14 protein-coding genes are annotated in these 16,214 nt (G+C 64.5%); 9 read left to right on the top strand and 5 right to left on the bottom strand.

Going from position 1 to position 16,214, the window contains the following annotated elements; all coding sequences use genetic code 11:
* The 4 genes from V6W80_RS23620 (at position 1) to V6W80_RS23605 (ending at position 5,637) form a co-directional block, all read left to right on the top strand.
* A complete protein-coding gene (locus tag V6W80_RS23620; RefSeq protein WP_338545524.1) occupies positions 1 to 1,419 on the top strand; it encodes a PLP-dependent aminotransferase family protein in 1,419 nt (472 codons plus the stop codon).
* Positions 1,420 to 1,646: 227 nt separating this feature from the next.
* Positions 1,647 to 3,116: an OmpA family protein gene (locus tag V6W80_RS23615; protein WP_338545523.1), complete on the top strand. Its 1,470-nt coding sequence runs from the start codon at positions 1,647 to 1,649 to the stop codon at positions 3,114 to 3,116.
* Positions 3,117 to 3,131: 15 nt separating this feature from the next.
* The gene (locus V6W80_RS23610; RefSeq protein ID WP_064307060.1) at positions 3,132 to 4,802 is read left to right on the top strand and encodes a hypothetical protein; all 1,671 of its coding nucleotides are present in this window, start codon (positions 3,132 to 3,134) and stop codon (positions 4,800 to 4,802) included.
* Between the two features lies 1 nt (position 4,803).
* Positions 4,804 to 5,637: a hypothetical protein gene (locus tag V6W80_RS23605; protein ID WP_026083629.1), complete on the top strand. Its 834-nt coding sequence runs from the start codon at positions 4,804 to 4,806 to the stop codon at positions 5,635 to 5,637.
* Positions 5,638 to 5,775: 138 nt separating this feature from the next.
* Here V6W80_RS23605 and V6W80_RS23600 read toward each other — a convergent pair whose 3' ends face one another.
* The 4 genes from V6W80_RS23600 to V6W80_RS23585 form a co-directional block, all read right to left on the bottom strand.
* On the bottom strand, positions 5,776 to 6,069 hold the full coding sequence (locus V6W80_RS23600) for a hypothetical protein (protein ID WP_153015330.1): 294 nt from the start codon (positions 6,067 to 6,069) through the stop codon (positions 5,776 to 5,778).
* Between the two features lie 61 nt (positions 6,070 to 6,130).
* Complete coding sequence (locus tag V6W80_RS23595) at positions 6,131 to 6,343, bottom strand: DUF6434 domain-containing protein (protein WP_017639190.1); 213 nt, start codon at positions 6,341 to 6,343, stop codon at positions 6,131 to 6,133.
* Positions 6,344 to 6,406: 63 nt separating this feature from the next.
* Complete coding sequence (locus tag V6W80_RS23590) at positions 6,407 to 7,213, bottom strand: amino acid ABC transporter permease (protein ID WP_093253017.1); 807 nt, start codon at positions 7,211 to 7,213, stop codon at positions 6,407 to 6,409.
* Positions 7,210 to 8,031, bottom strand: a complete 822-nt coding sequence (locus V6W80_RS23585) for a transporter substrate-binding domain-containing protein (protein ID WP_338545522.1) — start codon at positions 8,029 to 8,031, stop codon at positions 7,210 to 7,212. Before V6W80_RS23585 ends, V6W80_RS23590 begins: the two co-directional genes overlap by 4 nt.
* 100 nt (positions 8,032 to 8,131) lie before the next feature.
* Between V6W80_RS23585 and V6W80_RS23580 the strand changes: the two genes are divergently transcribed.
* From V6W80_RS23580 to V6W80_RS23565, 4 genes are all read left to right on the top strand, one after another.
* Positions 8,132 to 9,034, top strand: coding sequence for a homocysteine S-methyltransferase family protein (locus tag V6W80_RS23580; RefSeq protein ID WP_017639193.1), 903 nt, complete (start codon positions 8,132 to 8,134; stop codon positions 9,032 to 9,034).
* Positions 9,035 to 9,489: 455 nt separating this feature from the next.
* Positions 9,490 to 10,824: a CitMHS family transporter gene (locus V6W80_RS23575; protein ID WP_007160081.1), complete on the top strand. Its 1,335-nt coding sequence runs from the start codon at positions 9,490 to 9,492 to the stop codon at positions 10,822 to 10,824.
* Positions 10,825 to 10,940: 116 nt separating this feature from the next.
* A complete protein-coding gene (locus V6W80_RS23570) occupies positions 10,941 to 11,693 on the top strand; it encodes a TerC family protein (protein ID WP_338545521.1) in 753 nt (250 codons plus the stop codon).
* A 164-nt stretch (positions 11,694 to 11,857) separates the two neighbouring features.
* Positions 11,858 to 13,528, top strand: a complete 1,671-nt coding sequence (locus V6W80_RS23565; RefSeq protein WP_338545520.1) for a Na/Pi cotransporter family protein — start codon at positions 11,858 to 11,860, stop codon at positions 13,526 to 13,528.
* Between the two features lie 206 nt (positions 13,529 to 13,734).
* Here the strand turns inward: V6W80_RS23565 and ampC are convergent, their stop codons facing one another.
* Positions 13,735 to 14,883: a class C beta-lactamase gene (gene ampC / locus V6W80_RS23560; protein ID WP_338545519.1), complete on the bottom strand. Its 1,149-nt coding sequence runs from the start codon at positions 14,881 to 14,883 to the stop codon at positions 13,735 to 13,737.
* A gap of 170 nt (positions 14,884 to 15,053) precedes the next feature.
* Between ampC and V6W80_RS23555 the strand changes: the two genes are divergently transcribed.
* On the top strand, positions 15,054 to 15,956 hold the full coding sequence (locus tag V6W80_RS23555; protein WP_338545518.1) for a D-hexose-6-phosphate mutarotase: 903 nt from the start codon (positions 15,054 to 15,056) through the stop codon (positions 15,954 to 15,956).
* Positions 15,957 to 16,214 lie beyond the last annotated feature (258 nt).

Genomic DNA, 16,214 nt, shown 5'->3' with positions numbered 1-16,214 from the left:
ATGCTGGGATTCGAGCCGTCGGGGCTGTTGCTGGAATCGGGTCAGGGCCTGGCGCGCCAGCTCTACCAGGGCCTGCGCGAGCGCATCCTGGCCGGCGAACTGGCCGCTGGAGTGCGGCTACCCGCCAGTCGCGAACTGGCGCGGCTGCTGGGCGTGTCGCGCAATACCGTGACCGCCGCCTACGAGCAGCTCCTGGCCGAGGGTTTTCTCGACAGCCGTCCGGGTGACGGCACCTATGTCGCGCCCGTGACCCGGGTGCTGGCTGCTCCCGAAGCCACGGCCAGTGCGACACCCGTGCCCCTGGCCAGCGTGCCGCCCGGCGCGCCGTGCGCCTTTCGGGTCGGCTTGCCGGCGGTGGACCTGTTTCCCTTCGCCACCTGGGCGCGGTTGCAGCAGCGCTTCTGGCGCCAGCCGGAGCCGGCGCTGCTGGGCTATCGCGAACCTGGCGGCGAACCGCGGCTGCGCCGCCTGCTGAGCGCTTACCTGCGCCAGGCGCGGGGCCTGGTCTGCGCACCCGAGCAGATCCTCATCACCAGCGGTGCCCAGCAGGCCATCGAACTCTGCGCCCGGCTGCTGCTGGCGCCCGGAGCCCTGGCGGCCATGGAGGACCCTGGCTATCGCGCCGCGGGCCTGGCCTTGCAGAGTGGCGGGGCGCGGTTGCAGGGCGTTGCGGTGGATGGGGCCGGGCTGATGGTGGAGCAGTTGGCAGGGCTGCCGGACTGCCGGCTAGTCTATGTCACCCCGTCGCACCAGTATCCCACCGGCGCGGTACTGTCCCTGCCGCGCCGCCTGGCGCTGCTGGACTGGGCGCGCCAGCGGGACGGCTGGATCATCGAGGACGACTACGACGGCGAGTACCGTTACCAGGGCGCGCCGCTGGCGCCCCTGGCCGCCTTGGATCGCCACAGTCGGGTGCTCTATGTCGGCACCTTTTCCAAGATCGCCTTTCCCGGCCTGCGCCTGGGCTATCTGGTGGCCCCGCCCGCGCTGCTGCCGGCGCTGCTGGAGCTGCAACGGGCCGGCATCCGCCATCTCGACAGCGCCACCCAGACGGTCATGGCCGACTTCATCGAGCAGGGCCATTTCCAGCGCCACATCCGGCGCATGCGACGGGCCGCGCGCAGTCGCCGCGATGCCCTGCTGGCCGGCTGGCCCGCGGTCGCCGGCTGCGCCCCGCCGGGCCTCCCGGTGGCCGGCCTGCATCTGTGCCTGCCGGTCACCCACCTGGCCCGCGAAGCCGAACTGGTGACCCGGGCAGCCGCGGTCGGGGTGGAGCTCAATGCGCTGTCGCGCTACTGGCTGCCCGAGGGCCCGACCCCGCCCGACGCCCGCGCCGGGTTGGTGCTGGGTTTTGCAGCGGTACCGGAGGCGCGGATCGTCGAGGCGCTGGCCAGGCTGCGGCGGGCCTGGATGGAGTAGTTATGCAGGCAATAACGTTAGTTATGATATTGCCTTGAGATTGTTAGGCCCGACTCAAGTTGTCTGTCATTGCATCGAACCCACTTCTTCACTTTCCACCCGTAATATCGGGATATAATCCAGGCTTCTATCCTGCTAGATAGAGCACCCGCCGTTTTCATGGATGAAACATCATAGGTCGTTTCATCCTGGTTATCCGTTATCTCCAGTAACCAGGAGTCACTTACGTGAGTCAGGCTTCTTTGCTTCCTTCCCGGCCAGTACGCCTTGCTGTGCTGACCGTAGCCATTTCCTTGGGCGTTACCGGCTGCGCCACCGTCGATAATTTTTCCAGCGGCCAGAGTCGCACCGTCAACTGCCTGGCCGGCGGTTTCCTTGGTGCCGCTACGGGCGTAGCCGCGGCTGCGCTGGCCAAGGGCGATGGTGCGACGCTGATCGCCGGGGCCGTGGTCGGTGCCTCGGTGGGTTGTGGCGCGGCTCTGGCCTACAAGAATCGTCTTGAGCGACTCAAGCAGATCGCCGAACAGGAAAAGATCCCGCTACAGGTGGAAACGCTGCAGACCGCCGCCGCTACACCTTCGGCCGCGCCGCAAGAGGCGGGCCTGGTGGCCCAGATCGCCGACGAAGGTATGTTCCCGATAGGGAGTGCTCAGCTCAACGACGAAGGTCGCCGCAAGATCGGCAAGTTGGCCAGTGCCTATGTGGGCAAGGAAGCCACGCCGATCCTCATCGTCGGCCACACCGATGCCACCGGTACGCCGGCCATTAACCAGGCACTGTCGGAGCAGCGCGCGCGGGCAGTGGCGAGCATTCTGGTCGAGCAGGGCATTTCGCGAGACCGCATGTACTTCCAGGGTGCCGGCGCCTCGCGCCCCATCGCCGACAACAGCAATCCGCTCGAACGCGGCAAGAACCGCCGCGTCGAGATCGTCGAGTTGAATGACAAGGCCATGCTGGTCAAGCGCATCAACGCGGAAAAGAACAACGCCAAGTATCTGGCCCATGGCACCGCCACGGAGTCCGTGGCCAAGCCCGAGGGTAAAAAACCGGTTGTTGCCACTGCGCCGTCGAAAGCGGCCAAGACGACAGATGCCGAGGCGCCTCGGCAGACGAAGCCGAGCTTGGCGAAAATCGATTTCGGCGGTCAGCCGGTTGATAGCGGTGCCTGGAAGCTCGGTCAGGCCCTGCGTCCGAAAAGTGGCGGATTCGCGCTGATTTCCAGTGCCTATGCCCAGGTACCCATGAGCAGCTGTCAGCAGGACGCCCCGCGCGTCAGCGGCGAGGTCAAAAGCTTCGCGACCGGCGCTGCGCTATCTGACCATGTCACGCGCGAATACCTGCCCGGCATGAACGGGCGCGCCTGGGCCGGTCTGGTCAATGGCCATCTTGTGACCCTGTCGCCGGTTGCCGTGCTGCGTGACAACGCTGCGCTGGTGAAGGATCCGAAAGTCTTCATTACCCAGAACTATGAAAAAAACAAAGGCGGACCCAGCGATGCCTATACGGCCGTCGCCAATACCTATGAAGGCGAAGACGCCATTCTCTACCGGGTCTTCTTGGAAAAGCCCGAGCAGGCACCGGTAAGTTGTATTGATGTATTAATTAAAAAGACCGGCGACAAGAGTATCGACGGCGACCTGTTTTACGACAATGGCACCAAACCTTACATAGCGACTTACGCGCCTGTGCGCGGCTGATTCCGGGGACGAAACATGGAACTTTTCGAGACGTTGACAACAGCGCTGGCGGCTTATCGCTACGCGATATGGCCGCTGATCAGCCTGCTGGTATTGGTCGTGGTAATCATCCGCTGGTGGGATGAGGTTAAGTACTTCTTTCTCAATCTGGGCGTCAGTTTTCCGGTCGTGGGCTTCATCGCCAAGGCGTCCAAACGCGATCTCATGCAGGATCGTGAAGAAGGCGGGACGGCCTGGTACAAGGCCGAGCGTGAACTATGCGCGAAATACCATCGCTATTATGAGCGCGTGAACAAGGACGCAACCTTCTACGACAAATGCGCAAACTATCTGAACAAGGTGGAAGAGCGCGGCCGCAAACCTACGGGATTGCCCCTGTGGATCGGCAGTATCTTTCTGGTGATCCTTGAGGCGTTCATCTTCGCCCTGGTACTGGCGCCTTTCATTGCCAACAATATTTCCGCCAATCAGGCGGAATTCTCGGCCATCGTCATCTCCCTGCTGATCGGTACCATTCTGGTTCCTGCTACCCACCTCATGGGTGCCGAGATTCACCGCAACGGCCTTATCCGCAAAGCCCGCGAATGGCATCGGCAGGCTCGGCGCAACAACAACGCCAAGGATCTTCAGGCCGATGCCAACGTCGATCTGGACCGTACCGGCCTCGATGATAAAGAGCCCAAGTACCTGCATATCATCAATCGAGTAAAGCACAACGCCACGGTCTCCCCGACCTGGTGGACCACTATCATTGCTACGGCGCTTATTCTAACTCTGGCCATTGGTGCCTATTTTATCCGAGCGTCCACCATCAACGAGCTGGAAACCCAGCAGGTAAACGGTTCGCCCTATGCGTCGGGTAGCAGTTCGGCGCTCATCCCAGACGCTTCGCCTTTCCAGTTGCCCAGCGAAGCCACTGCCGATGGTCAGGCGGCTGACCAGCGTGCGGCCAGTGAAGTGGCTGGCGATCGGATCTTCGCCTACAAACTCACCTTCTTCATCCTGTCGGTCATTTTCATCGGCGTACAGATCATCGGCATCCTGATCGGCGTTTTCCGTTCGTTCGCCGGCACCCAGTCACGGGAAGCAGCGGGCTATATCTCCGGCTTCAGCAGTGCCAGCGAATTCGCGGCCTATCAGCAGAGTCAGCGTGATCGAGTCGCCCGAGATGCCGAGGCCAAGCTCAGCAGTCTGCAAGAGCGGATCGAGCATCGTCATTCTCTAGGCGGTAGTGCCGACCGTGGTCTGCGTCGGAGCTTTGCGCTCTATGCCAACGAGAAAGAGCGGCAGAACAGCGAAAGTCAGCGGCAGAAAAAAGCGCATCAGGCTGCCAGCGAGCTGGAAGCGATGCGTGAGGCGCTTGATACCGCCAAGCAAAAACAGGCGTTGCAGCGTGAATTGGCTGCGCTCAACAACGTGGCTGCTGTTGCTGAAACCTCAGCTCCTGAGCGTTCGTCGAGCGCGACCGTTGAAGCACCAGCACCAGCACCAGCACCAGCATCTGTATCGGCACCGGCACCTGCCCTAGAGCAGAACGCCTTGATCGCCAACCTGGGCGACCTCACGGTCTATTCGCCCGAAGAACTGACCGCCATCGGCGAAGAACTGGGTGTCGACAGCGCCGCACTGCTGAGCAAGCAGAAAGTTCAGATGGCGATAAAGCGTGCCAAGAAAGAGGGTGCCTGAAATGCGCCTGACCACAACCTTGGCAATTGTGGGCCTATTGTTGGCGCCTGCGACAATGGCGGCTGAACGTAACGACTTGCCGAGCTGTTACCGCTATGCGCAATTGGCCAGCGAACAGCCAGCCCCCTCGGGGCGAGCGTTGACGGTGGTCATCGATGAAACGGTCAATATGCCCCAGGCGCTCAAAAGCAGTGCCTGGGAGCACACCCTGAGATACCTACAGCCAGGCGACAGCATCAAGCTCTATCAATTTTCGGCTTTGTTGCAGAACAACTACATGAAGTTGCAGTTTGCCGGCATCCTGGAAAAACCGTTGGTTGGGAAGGTGCGTAACCATATCGGCAACGCCAGCCTCAAGAAGCTCGATACCTGTCTGCAACAGCAGGCCGCTTTTTTCCAGAAGACGTTCGGCAAGCAATTCGTCGAGAGTTTCGGCAAGCCTAACGAGGAGATATCGCGCAGTGAAATCTTCGCCAGCCTCAAGAAGATTGGCGAAGACCTAGGCCAGGAGCCTAGCGAGGATCAGATCATTCTGCTGGTATCAGACATGCTGGAGAACAGCGACTTCGGCAGCTTCTATCAAGCCAACCGCATTCGTGGAATCGACCCTGCAGCTGAGCTGGCCAAGGTAGAGAAGAAGGAGCTGTTCGCCCAACTGGACGGCGCCCGGGTGTATGTCATGGGTGCGGGCTTGATCGGTGACGATGCCAAGGGTGCCTATCGTTCTGGCAAGGTACTGCAGAGTCTCGAACGTTTCTGGCAGGGCTATTTCGAACGTTCCAATGCCAGGCTCGTCAGCTTCGGTACGCCGGAGCTGACGACCGATCTCAAGTAGTGGCTGGATCCTGCTGCCATAATTGCGATTTCAAAGGATCACTCCGCCTGTACCGGGTGCGATCCTTTGAGGAGCAGCTTTTCCTACGCTGACGTCATCCAGCACGATCGGCATTCATCCCGGTTGGCGCCCAGTCAATCAGCTCGCACCAGGATCCTGTCTCGCTGTCTGTTGCATAGCGGCTTTTGCCTGAGGGCCATAGGTGGCTATGGCGTCCTCGACCTGTCTTCGATCGTCGAAATCCAGATCGTTACGAAGTCTGCGGTATTCGCGACGCCTGGCCTTCAATTGATCGATACAGGCCTGATCCGGCTCTGATTTCGCCTCTTCTGCCTGGATCAACCGCGAACAGTTGGCCATCAGCGATTCAAGACAAAAACGCGCCGTTTCAAAACGGGACAGCTTTTGAGTAGTGGTTTCCGTTTCAGTCATGTGGCCTCCGCTTCCGCTTATAAACAGCGAGGATCAGCGAGTGACTAGAGACAGCAAGACGCTATCGACCGCGTTGCCGACGGTGCCATTCATCCACCACATCGCCCAGGGTCTTGGGTACTCCCCTGCGGATCCACGCCATGAGGTCGCGATCGAAGCGGAAGGCCTCGCCACAGGCCGCGAGCATGAAGCGGCGAACGTTCTGCGTGTGCCTGTAGTGCCGATCAATAACGGCGGCACGAGTCAGCTCGGCACCATGCCAATCCACTTTCATCCTGGCTACTCCGGTGGTGAGGCGTCGATCGGACGTCAGTGCTTCGCAGCCTAGCCACAGGCCCTAACGCCCCCGATACGCCTTCCCATAGTGCCGCTCCAAGCGCGACTGCATGAATTCCATGGCCAGGGACATCAGCCAGTAGAGCACCGCCGCGGTGGTCAGCATTTCCAGATAGCGATAGCTGGAGCGGCCATAGGACTGGGCGAGGAACATCACCTCCCAGACACCCATCACCGAAACCAGGGAGGAGTCCTTGAGCATGGAGATGAACTGGCTGGTGGTGGGCGGGATGATGCTGCGCATGGCCTGGGGCAGGGTGACGCGCCAGAAGATCACCCGCGGCGACAGGCCCAGGGCCAGGGCCGCCTCGCGCTGACCGGCGGGGACGCCAAGCAGGCCGGCGCGAAAGATCTCGCTGAGGTAGGCGCCGTAGTTCAGCGACAGGGCGAGGATGCCGGCGCTGATGGCGCCGGGCACCACGCCGATCTGCGGCAGGCCCAGGTAGATCAGCAGGATCTGGATCAGCAGCGGGGTGCCACGAAAGAAGGAGGCGTAGAAGGTCGCCACGCCATAGGCCAGGGCGCTGGACGACAGCCGCCCCAGGGCCGCGGCGAAGCCCAGCAGCACCGACACCAGGATGGAGCTGAGGCTGAGGAACAGCGTCAGGGCCGCGCCCTGCAGGAAGCCGTTGGGCCCCAGGCGCCAGCCCACCAGGTTGGGCAGGCGCGGCCAGACGCTGGCGAACTTGAGGTCGAAGCCGAGCACGAAGCACACACCCCCGGCCAGCAGCGCCAGCCAGGTCAGCCAGACGCGGGTACGAAAGCTCAACAGGGGACGCGATTTGACCGGGGGTGGTAGCTGACTCATTGGCTGATGTCGGCACCGATCCACTTGTCGGAGATCCGCTTGAGGGTGCCATCCTGGCGCAGCCCCTCGATGATCTCGCGCAGCTTGGCGGCGAATTCCGCATCACCCTTCTCGATGGCCACGGCGTTGGGCTCGGCATAGAGCGGCGCGCCCGCCAGCTTGAATTTGGCGTCCTGGGCCAGGCGCGGCTGGGCGGTCACCAGGTTGGTCAGCACCGCGTCCAGACGCTTGCCGGCGCCCAGGCCCAGGTCCTGGAAGGCGACGTTGTCGTCGGGGAAGGGCACCACCTGCACCTGGTCGAAGGGATAGCTCAGCGGCTTGTCCTCCTGGCCTTCGATGGTCAGGTCCTTGTTCAGGTAGCCTTCGTAGGAGGAGGCGCTGGTGACGCCGACCTTCTTGCCGGAGAGATCCTTGGCGCCGTGGATGCGGTCGTCACCGGCGTTGACCACGATCACCGCTGGCGAGGCGTAGTAGTTGACCGGGAAATCGAACACCTGGGCGCGAGCCTGGCTGGGCGTCATGGAGCAGATGCAGACGTCGTAGCGGCCGCTCCAGCGACCGGCGGCGATCACGTCCCAGGAAGGGGTTTCCAGGCGCAGCCTGACGCCGAGCTTGTCGGCCACGGCCTTGGCCACGTCGACGTCGAAGCCTTCCAGCTGATTCTGGGCATTGAGCTGGGAGAAGGGCGGATAGCTCTCCATGAGCACATTGACCAGCTCGCCCTTGGCCTTGATGCGGTCCAGAGTGGCGCCGGCCGAGGCCGAGGTGGCGGCCAGCGCCAGGGTCAGGCCGAGGGCCGATAGCAGAGCGGTTCTCATGGGGGCGTCCTTTGCAAAGGGAAAGAGGGCCTGGTATTAGAGAGATATGAGAACCGATATTGAACTCTGTTTTGGTTATAAGGAAAAGTGAAATAGCTATATGGCCAACATGAATCTTGTTCTGCTCGACGGTGGCATGGGCCGCGAGCTACAGCGCCGTGGCGCGCCCTTTCGCCAGCCGGAGTGGTCGGCCCTGGCCCTGAGCGAGGCGCCGGAGCAGGTGGAGGCGGTGCATCGGGCCTATATCGAGGCGGGTGCCCAGGTGATCACCAGCAACAGCTATGCGGTGGTGCCCTTCCATATTGGCGAGGAGCGCTTCGCCACCGAAGGCGAGAGCCTGGCCGCGCGCGCCGGCCAACTGGCGAGGCAGGCCGTGGCAGCCAGCGGTCAGCCGGTGCGGGTGGCGGGCTCCCTGCCGCCGCTGTTCGGTTCCTATCGCCCCGATCTGTTCGAGCCGGCGCGGGTGGACGAGCTGCTGCAGCCGCTGATCCGCGGCCTGGCGCCCCATGTCGATCTCTGGCTGGCGGAAACCCAGAGCTCCCTGGCCGAGGTGCGCGCCATCGCCGCCGGCCTGCCCGACGACGGCAAGCCGCTGTGGCTGTCCTTTACCCTGAAGGACGAAGACGTCGACGAGATCCCACGGCTGAGATCCGGCGAGCCGGTGGCCGAGGCCGCGCAACTGGCCGTGGCACTGGGCGCTGGGGCACTGCTGTTCAATTGCAGCCAGCCCGAGGTGATGGCCGCGGCGCTGGATACCGCGCGGGCGACCTTTGCCGCGGCGGGTGTCGAGATTCCCTTTGGCGCCTATGCCAACGCCTTCCCGCCCCAGCCGGAAGAGGCCACCGCCAACGACGGCCTCGACCCCTTGCGTCCGGACCTGGATCCGCCCGGCTACCTGAGCTTCGCCCAGGACTGGCAGGCGCGTGGCGCGAGCCTGATCGGCGGCTGCTGCGGCATCGGCCCGGAGCACATCGCCGTGCTCAACACGCGACTGCGCGGCTGACGCCCGCATTCAGTCAGTGAAAAAGCGGACCGTGCCCCGAGCGCGGTCCGCTTTTTTCTTGCCGCCAGGTGTCATTCAGATCGGCGCCTGGGCCCTCTCGGCGCGCAGGTGGTCCACCAGGATCCAGAGCCCGCTCGATTGCTGCATCGAGCAGCTGAGCGTTTTGTACTGGCAGCGGGGCGGCTAACCCCTTCCTTCATGTCCGCTTCGTGACATCCGGCAACATCCATTCGCCACCACGCAAGGCTGGCGAAAGGTTGACCTCTTAGGATCCGCTCAAGACCCGCCCCCGTGAGCGGGCGACGTGCCTACAAAAATAACCAGGATTCTTGCCATGTCGTATCTGTCCTTCCAGGCGTCCCCGCGCGCCCGCCTCCCCTGGATTTTCGCCCTCACCGCGCCCTTGCGCCGCGGCTGAACCCTCCTTCTCTTCGCGAAAATTCAGAGGTATTCCCATGCTGACTTTCCTCGGCTTCGCCATGGTCATGACCTTCATGTACCTGATCATGACCAAGCGCCTGTCTCCGCTGATCGCCCTGACCATGGTGCCGATCGCCTTCGCCGTGCTGGCCTGGGCGCTGTCCAGCGAATTCGCCAGCCTCGGCCACGTCAAGCTCGACGCCCTCGGCCCGATGATGCTCGACGGCATCCGCAAGCTGGCGCCCACCGGCGTGATGCTGCTGTTCGCGATCCTCTACTTCGCCGTGATGATCGACACCGGTCTGTTCGATCCGGCGGTGCGCTGGATCCTCAAGCTGGTCAAGGGCGATCCGCTCAAGGTGGCCATGGGCACCGTCTTCCTGACCCTGGTGGTCTCCCTGGACGGTGACGGCTCGACCACCTACATGATCTGCGTGGCGGCCATGTTCCCGCTGTACCGGCGCCTGGGCATGAATCCGCTGATCATGACCTGCCTGATGCTGCTCTCCAGCGGGGTGATGAACCTGACCCCCTGGGGCGGTCCGACCGCCCGCGCCGCCAGTGCCCTGCACGTGGATCCGGCCGATGTCTTCGTGCCCATGATTGCGCCCATGCTGCTGGCCATCGCCTGGCTGTTCTTCCTGGCCTACCTCTATGGTCGCAGCGAGCGCGCCCGTCTGGGCATCCTGCAGATCGGCGAGACCGAAGGCGCCGACGTCACCGTCTCCCAGTGCGCCGAGGCCCGGCGCCCGCACCTGCGCTGGTTCAACGGCCTCTTGACCCTGGCGCTGATGGCCGCGCTGATCGTCGGCGTGCTGCCGATGCCAGTGCTGTTCATGATCGCCTTCGGCATCGCCATGACCGTCAACTACCGTTGCCTGAACATGCAGAAGCAGCGCATCGCCGCCCATGCCGAGAACGTCCTGGCAGTGGTTTCGCTGATCTTCGCCGCGGGCATCTTCACCGGCATCCTTTCGGGTACCGGCATGGTCGACGCCATGTCCAAGGGCCTGCTGGCGGTGATTCCGGACGCCCTGGGCCCGTACATGGCAGTGATTACCGCCCTGGTCAGCCTGCCGTTCACCTTCTTCATCTCCAACGACGCCTTCTACTTCGGCGTGCTGCCGGTGCTGGCCGAGGCCGCGGCGGCCTATGGCATCAGTCCGGTGGAGATCGCCCGGGCCTCCATCGTCGGTCAGCCCGTGCACCTGCTCAGCCCCCTGGTGCCTTCGACCTACCTGCTGGTGGGCCTGGCCAAGGTGGAGTTCGGTGACCATCAGCGCTTCACCCTGAAATGGGCCACCGTGACCTGCATGTTCCTGCTGGTCGGCGCTTTGTTACTGGGTGTGTTTCCGCTGTACAGCCGCTAGAGTTTTACCAAATGTACGACTAGCCTTGCCGGCTGTTCGAAAACGGCGCGTCGTCCGACGCGCCTTTTCCATTAGAGCGCGCGCCCGAGCGCGTCTCAGCTAAAAGAGGATTTGCAATGGACTGGCTGACCAACCCGGAAATCTGGGTCGCCTTCTTTACCCTGACGGCCCTGGAAATCGTTCTGGGCATCGACAACATCATCATGATCTCCATCCTGGTCAGCCGCATGCCCAAGCACATGCAGGCGCGGACCCGCTTCTTCGGCCTGGCCCTGGCCATGGTCACCCGCATCCTGCTGCTGCTGTCCATCACCTGGGTGATGCGCCTTACCGCCGATCTGTTCTTTGTCTTCGGCCAGGGCATCTCCGGGCGTGACCTCATCCTCTTCTTCGGCGGTCTGTTCCTGCTGTGGAAGAGCAGCGCCGAGATCTACCACGGCCTGGAAGGCGAGGAAGAGCAGGACGAGAACGCGCCCCAGAAGAAGGGCAGCGGCTTCATCGGCACCATCATCCAGATCGCCATCATCGATATCGTCTTCTCCCTGGACTCGGTGATCACCGCGGTCGGCATGGTCAGCCATGTGCCGGTGATGGTGGCGGCGATCATCGTCGCGGTGCTAGTGATGATGCTGGCGGCCGGGGCCATCAGCAATTTCATCGACAAGCACCCGAGCCTTAAGATGCTGGCGCTGTCCTTCCTGATCGTGGTGGGTACCGTGCTCATCGCCGAAGCCTTCGAAGTCCACGTGCCCAAGGGCTACGTCTACTTCGCCATGGCCTTCTCGCTGGCGGTGGAAGCCATCAACATCCGCCTGCGCGGCAAGGCCAAGGCCCGCGACGCGGTCAAGCTGCGCAAGGAGCAGATCTGATCGCCGCGGCGGAACCCACCCGGCTCTCCGCCGCCTAATCCAGCAAGTCCCCACGAGCCCGAAGGTGCCCTGCCTTCGGGCTCGTGCGTCTGTGCAGAACGGTCATTACGATTTTGTGACAAGCTCGCCAGGAGCTCTTGGACACGCGCCGGGAGGGCGCCACGATGCTGACACTGCTCAATCTGCTATCCGCCGTTGCCCTGCTGGTGTGGGGCACCCATATCGTGCGCACCGGTATCCTGCGGGTATACGGCGCCAGTCTGCGCCGGGTGCTCAGCCGCAGCATGCAGCGCATGCCGCTGGCCTTTCTTTCCGGCATCGCCGTTACCGCCCTGGTGCAGAGCAGCAACGCCACCGCGCTGCTGGTGACTTCCTTTGTCGCCCAGGGCCTGGTGCCGCTGACCCCGGCGCTGGCCATCATGCTCGGCGCCGACGTGGGCACCGCGCTGATGGCGCGGGTGCTGACCTTCGACCTGTCCTGGCTGTCGCCGCTGCTGATCTTTCTCGGCGTGGTGTTCTTTCTCGGCCGCAAGCAGACCCGCGCCGGCCAGCTCGGCCGGGTCGCCATCGGCCTGGGCCTGATCATCCTGGCGCTGCAGCTGATCGTCGAGGCGGCCTCGCCCATGACCCACGCCGCTGGGGTCAAGGTGCTGTTCTCTTCGCTGACCGGTGATCAACTACTGGATGCCCTGACCGGCGCGGTCTTCGCCATGGTGTCCTACTCCAGCCTGGCAGCGGTGCTGCTCACCGCTACCCTGGCTGGCTCCGGGGTCATCTCGCTCAAGGTGGCGCTGTGCCTGGTGGTGGGCGCCAACCTGGGCAGCGGCGTACTGGCGCTGATGGGCGCCGCCAAGCAGGGCGTCGAGGCGCGGCGGGTGGCGGTGGGCAGCCTGCTGTTCAAGCTGGCCGGCTGCATCCTGGTGCTGCCCTGGATCGGCCTGCTGGCCGACTGGCTGCAGGGCTACGACTTCAACGACGCCGAGGTGGTGATCGGTTTCCACGTCGCCTACAACCTGGTGCGCTGCCTGCTGTTCCTGCCGCTGACCGGGCCCCTGGCGCGCTTCTGCACCGCCATGCTGCCGGCCAAGGACAGCGCCGAGACCATCCTGCGGCCGCGCCACCTGGACACCGCCGCCCTGGACACCCCGGCCCTGGCGCTGACCAACGCCTCCCGCGAACTGTTGCGCATGGGCGACGTCGTCGAGCAGATGCTGCAGCACCTGCTGGTGCTGATCAACGCCGGCGACAAGCAGCTGGCCCGCGAGGTGCGCCGCCTCGATGACGATGTCGACGCCCTCTACACGGCGATCAAGCTGTACCTGGCGCGCATGCCCCGCGATGACCTGGACGAGCGCGACAGCCGGCGCTGGGCGGAGACCATCGAATTGGCGATCAACCTGGAGCAAGCCGGCGATCTGATCGAGCGCATGGCCAGCGACGTGGACAGCAAGAAGATCGCCGCGCGGCGGTCCTTCTCGGCCTCCGGGGTGGATGAACTCTCCGCGCTGCACCGGCTGCTGGTCGACAGCCTCAAGCTGTGCCTGTCGGTTTATCTCTCCGGCGACCTGGACGCGGCGCGCCGCCTGCGCCGGCTCAAGCAGCGCTTCCGCCTGCTGGAGCGGCGCTATGCCCATGCCCACGTCGAGCGGCTGCACCAGCAGGTGGTGGAGAGCTTCGAGACCAGCTCCCTGCACCTGGGCCTGCTCAGCGACATGCGCCGGGTCAATTCGCTGTTCTGCAGCATCGCCCATGGCGTGCTGGAGGCGGCCGATGCCGGCTACGCCACCGAGCACGAACTGCCGGTGGAAGGGCGGGAGGAGGCGGACGGGGCCTGAGGTTGGGTTTCGTGGATGAGGCTGCGCCGTCATCCACGCTACGGGGCTGTTTCGATCATCGCGGTCATGGGCCGTAGGTTGGGTTGAGACAGCACCATCGTCGAAGCCCAACATTGCCTGGGCCTGAGGCGATGTTGGGCTTCGTTGCGCTCAACCCAACCTACGGCCGCATCGGCGGAGCGCCATGGCCGCGATAACCCCTTCGCTCACTGCACCCGGCTATCGAGCTTCTGCAAGATTCGCCACGCCGTCTCGATCCGCGCGGAATTCGGGTAGTTGCGATTGGCCAGGATCACCAGGCCGAGCTGCCGCTCCGGGATATACAGCGCATAGGCGCCGAAGCCGTTGGTGGAGCCGGTCTTGTTCAACAGCCGGGCGCCGCTCGCCGGCAGTGGCGGGTGCTGCCAGTCCAGCGGTTGCGGCTGCAGGGCCATCGCCGGGGTGTTGCCGGCCAGCAGCTGGGCCTTGGGCAGCGGATAGGCGTAGGCCTCCCAGGCCAGACCCTGGGTCATGGGGCCGCTGCGATAGTAGCCCTGCTGGGTGGCGTCGAGCGCCTTGGCCAGGGGCGCCGGCAACCGGCCGGGATGCAGATTCGCCTCGACGAAGGCGAGCAGATCGCCCGCGGTGGTCTTGATGCCATAGGCCTCTTCGGCATAGACGCCGGGATTGACCCGCAGCGGCTCGCCTTTCTTGCCATGACCCCAGGCGTAGTGGTCCTGCGCCGCTGCCGGCACCTGCAGATAGGTATGGCTGAGCCCCAGGGGCGTCAGTACGTGGCGCTGCAGAGCCGGGGCGAAGGGCTCGTCGAGCCGCTGGGCCGCCAGGGCGCCGAACAGGCCGATGCTGGGATTGGAGTAGAGGCGGCGGCTGCCGACGGGGAAGGGCGGCTGGAAGGCGCGGTAGAAGGCCGTCGTCTGGTCGTCTGTGGTGACGCTGTCGGGAAATTGCAGCGGCAGGCCGCCGGCGCTGTAGGTGGCCAGTTGCAGCAGGCTGGCCTGGCCGATGGCGCTGTCGGCCAGGGCCGGGCGAACCTGCGCAACCGTTTCGTCCAGCCGCAGGCGGCCGGTCGCTGCCGCGTAGCCACCCAGGGCGGCGGTGTAGGTCTTGCTCAGGGAGCCGATCTCGAACAGGGTGGCGGCGTCCACCGGCTGGTTGCTGCGGCGGTCGGCCACGCCGAAGTAGTAGAGCCGGCGCAGCCCCGGGGCGCTGACGCCTATCGCGAGCCCCGGGATGTCCTGCTCGGCCATCACCGCGCGGGCGGCGGTGCGGACCTCGTCGTCGAGAGAGGTCGCCGCGTTGGCCAGGAGCGGCAGGGTCAGGCCGAGCAGAACGGAAAGGCGCGGGAAAGCCAACATGGCGGAGCGGCTCCTGGGGGACGAGGCCAGGAGTCTAGCCGAGCGCCGCCGCGCGGGTATGAGACGCGGGCGACGTTGGAAGCTTTTGCCGCCGGCGCTGTCCATGGCTGGCTGGAGCCCGGTCCTCGACTGGACTACAGTCGCCTCTCACCTTTTCCAGGAGTCATCCCATGTCCGCTGCCCCCCTCGTCGAACAGATCCAACTGGGCCAATTGCCCGTCTGGCGCATCCGCGTCGGCCAGGCCGAAGCCCTGGTGGCCTGCCAGGGCGCCCATGTGCTGCGCTACGGCTTCGACGGCGAGCCGGACATCGTCTGGGGCAATCCGGAAGCCGTGTTCGAGCCCGGTACCCCGATCCGTGGCGGCATCCCGGTCTGCTGGCCCTGGTTCGGCGACCTGCTGAAGAATCCGGCCGAAGTCCAGGCGATGTGCACCACCACCGCGGACGCCCCGGCTCACGGCCTGGCGCGCCAGGTCGCCTGGCAGGCCGGTGGCGTCGAGGTGGATACCGACCGGGTGCGCCTGGACTTCCACCACCGCACCTCCGCCGAGACCACTCCGGGCTGGCCCCATGCCACCGAGCTGACCCTGAGCCTGAGTGTGGGCGAACGCCTGGAGCTGACCCTAAGCGTGCGCAATCTGGAAGATCACCCGCTGGTGCTGAGCCAGGCGCTACACACCTATTTCGCCGTGAGCGACGTGCGCGAAGTGGGCATCGAAGGCCTGGCCAACGCCGACTACTACGACTGCCTGGACGGCTGGACCCGCAAGCGGCAGAACGGCGAGCCGACCATCACCGCCGAGACCGACCGGGTCTATGTCGGTCTGCCGGCGCGTCTGGCGATCCGCGATACTCAGTGGCAGCGCCGACTGTTCGTGGAGACCCGCAACAGCCATTCGGCGGTGCTGTGGAATCCCTGGATCGACAAGGCCGCGCGCCTGAGCCAGTTCGCCGACGACGCCTGGACCGGCATGCTCTGCATCGAGACCGCCCGGGTAATGGACGACGTCCTGACCGTGGCGCCGGGCGCCTCGGTCGAGATGGCGGTGAGCCTGTGGCGCGAGGCGCTGTAGGGGCTATTTTGGCGTCAGGGTTTGCCCTCACCCCCGCCCTCTCCCAAAGGGAGAGGGGGCGCTCAAGGGGAGCTTGGTGCGTTGTGTCAGGCGTCAAGCGGGCCCTTCCCCCGGCCTTCTCCCGGGGGGAGAGGGGGCGCGCAGGGGAGTTTGGTGCGAAGGGCTTGGGGCTGTCAGGCGTCAAGCGGACTCTCACCCTGGCCCTCTCCCAGAGGGAGAGGGGAGGCTCCGATAGGCTTTGGCGTGTTGGATATTGGA

The organism is Pseudomonas benzopyrenica (genome assembly GCF_036884265.1).
Classification (GTDB): Bacteria; Pseudomonadota; Gammaproteobacteria; order Pseudomonadales; family Pseudomonadaceae; genus Chryseomonas; species Chryseomonas benzopyrenica.
The sequence above is the reverse complement of the archived record's forward strand: the minus strand, read 5'-3'. Positions and strand labels throughout refer to the sequence as shown.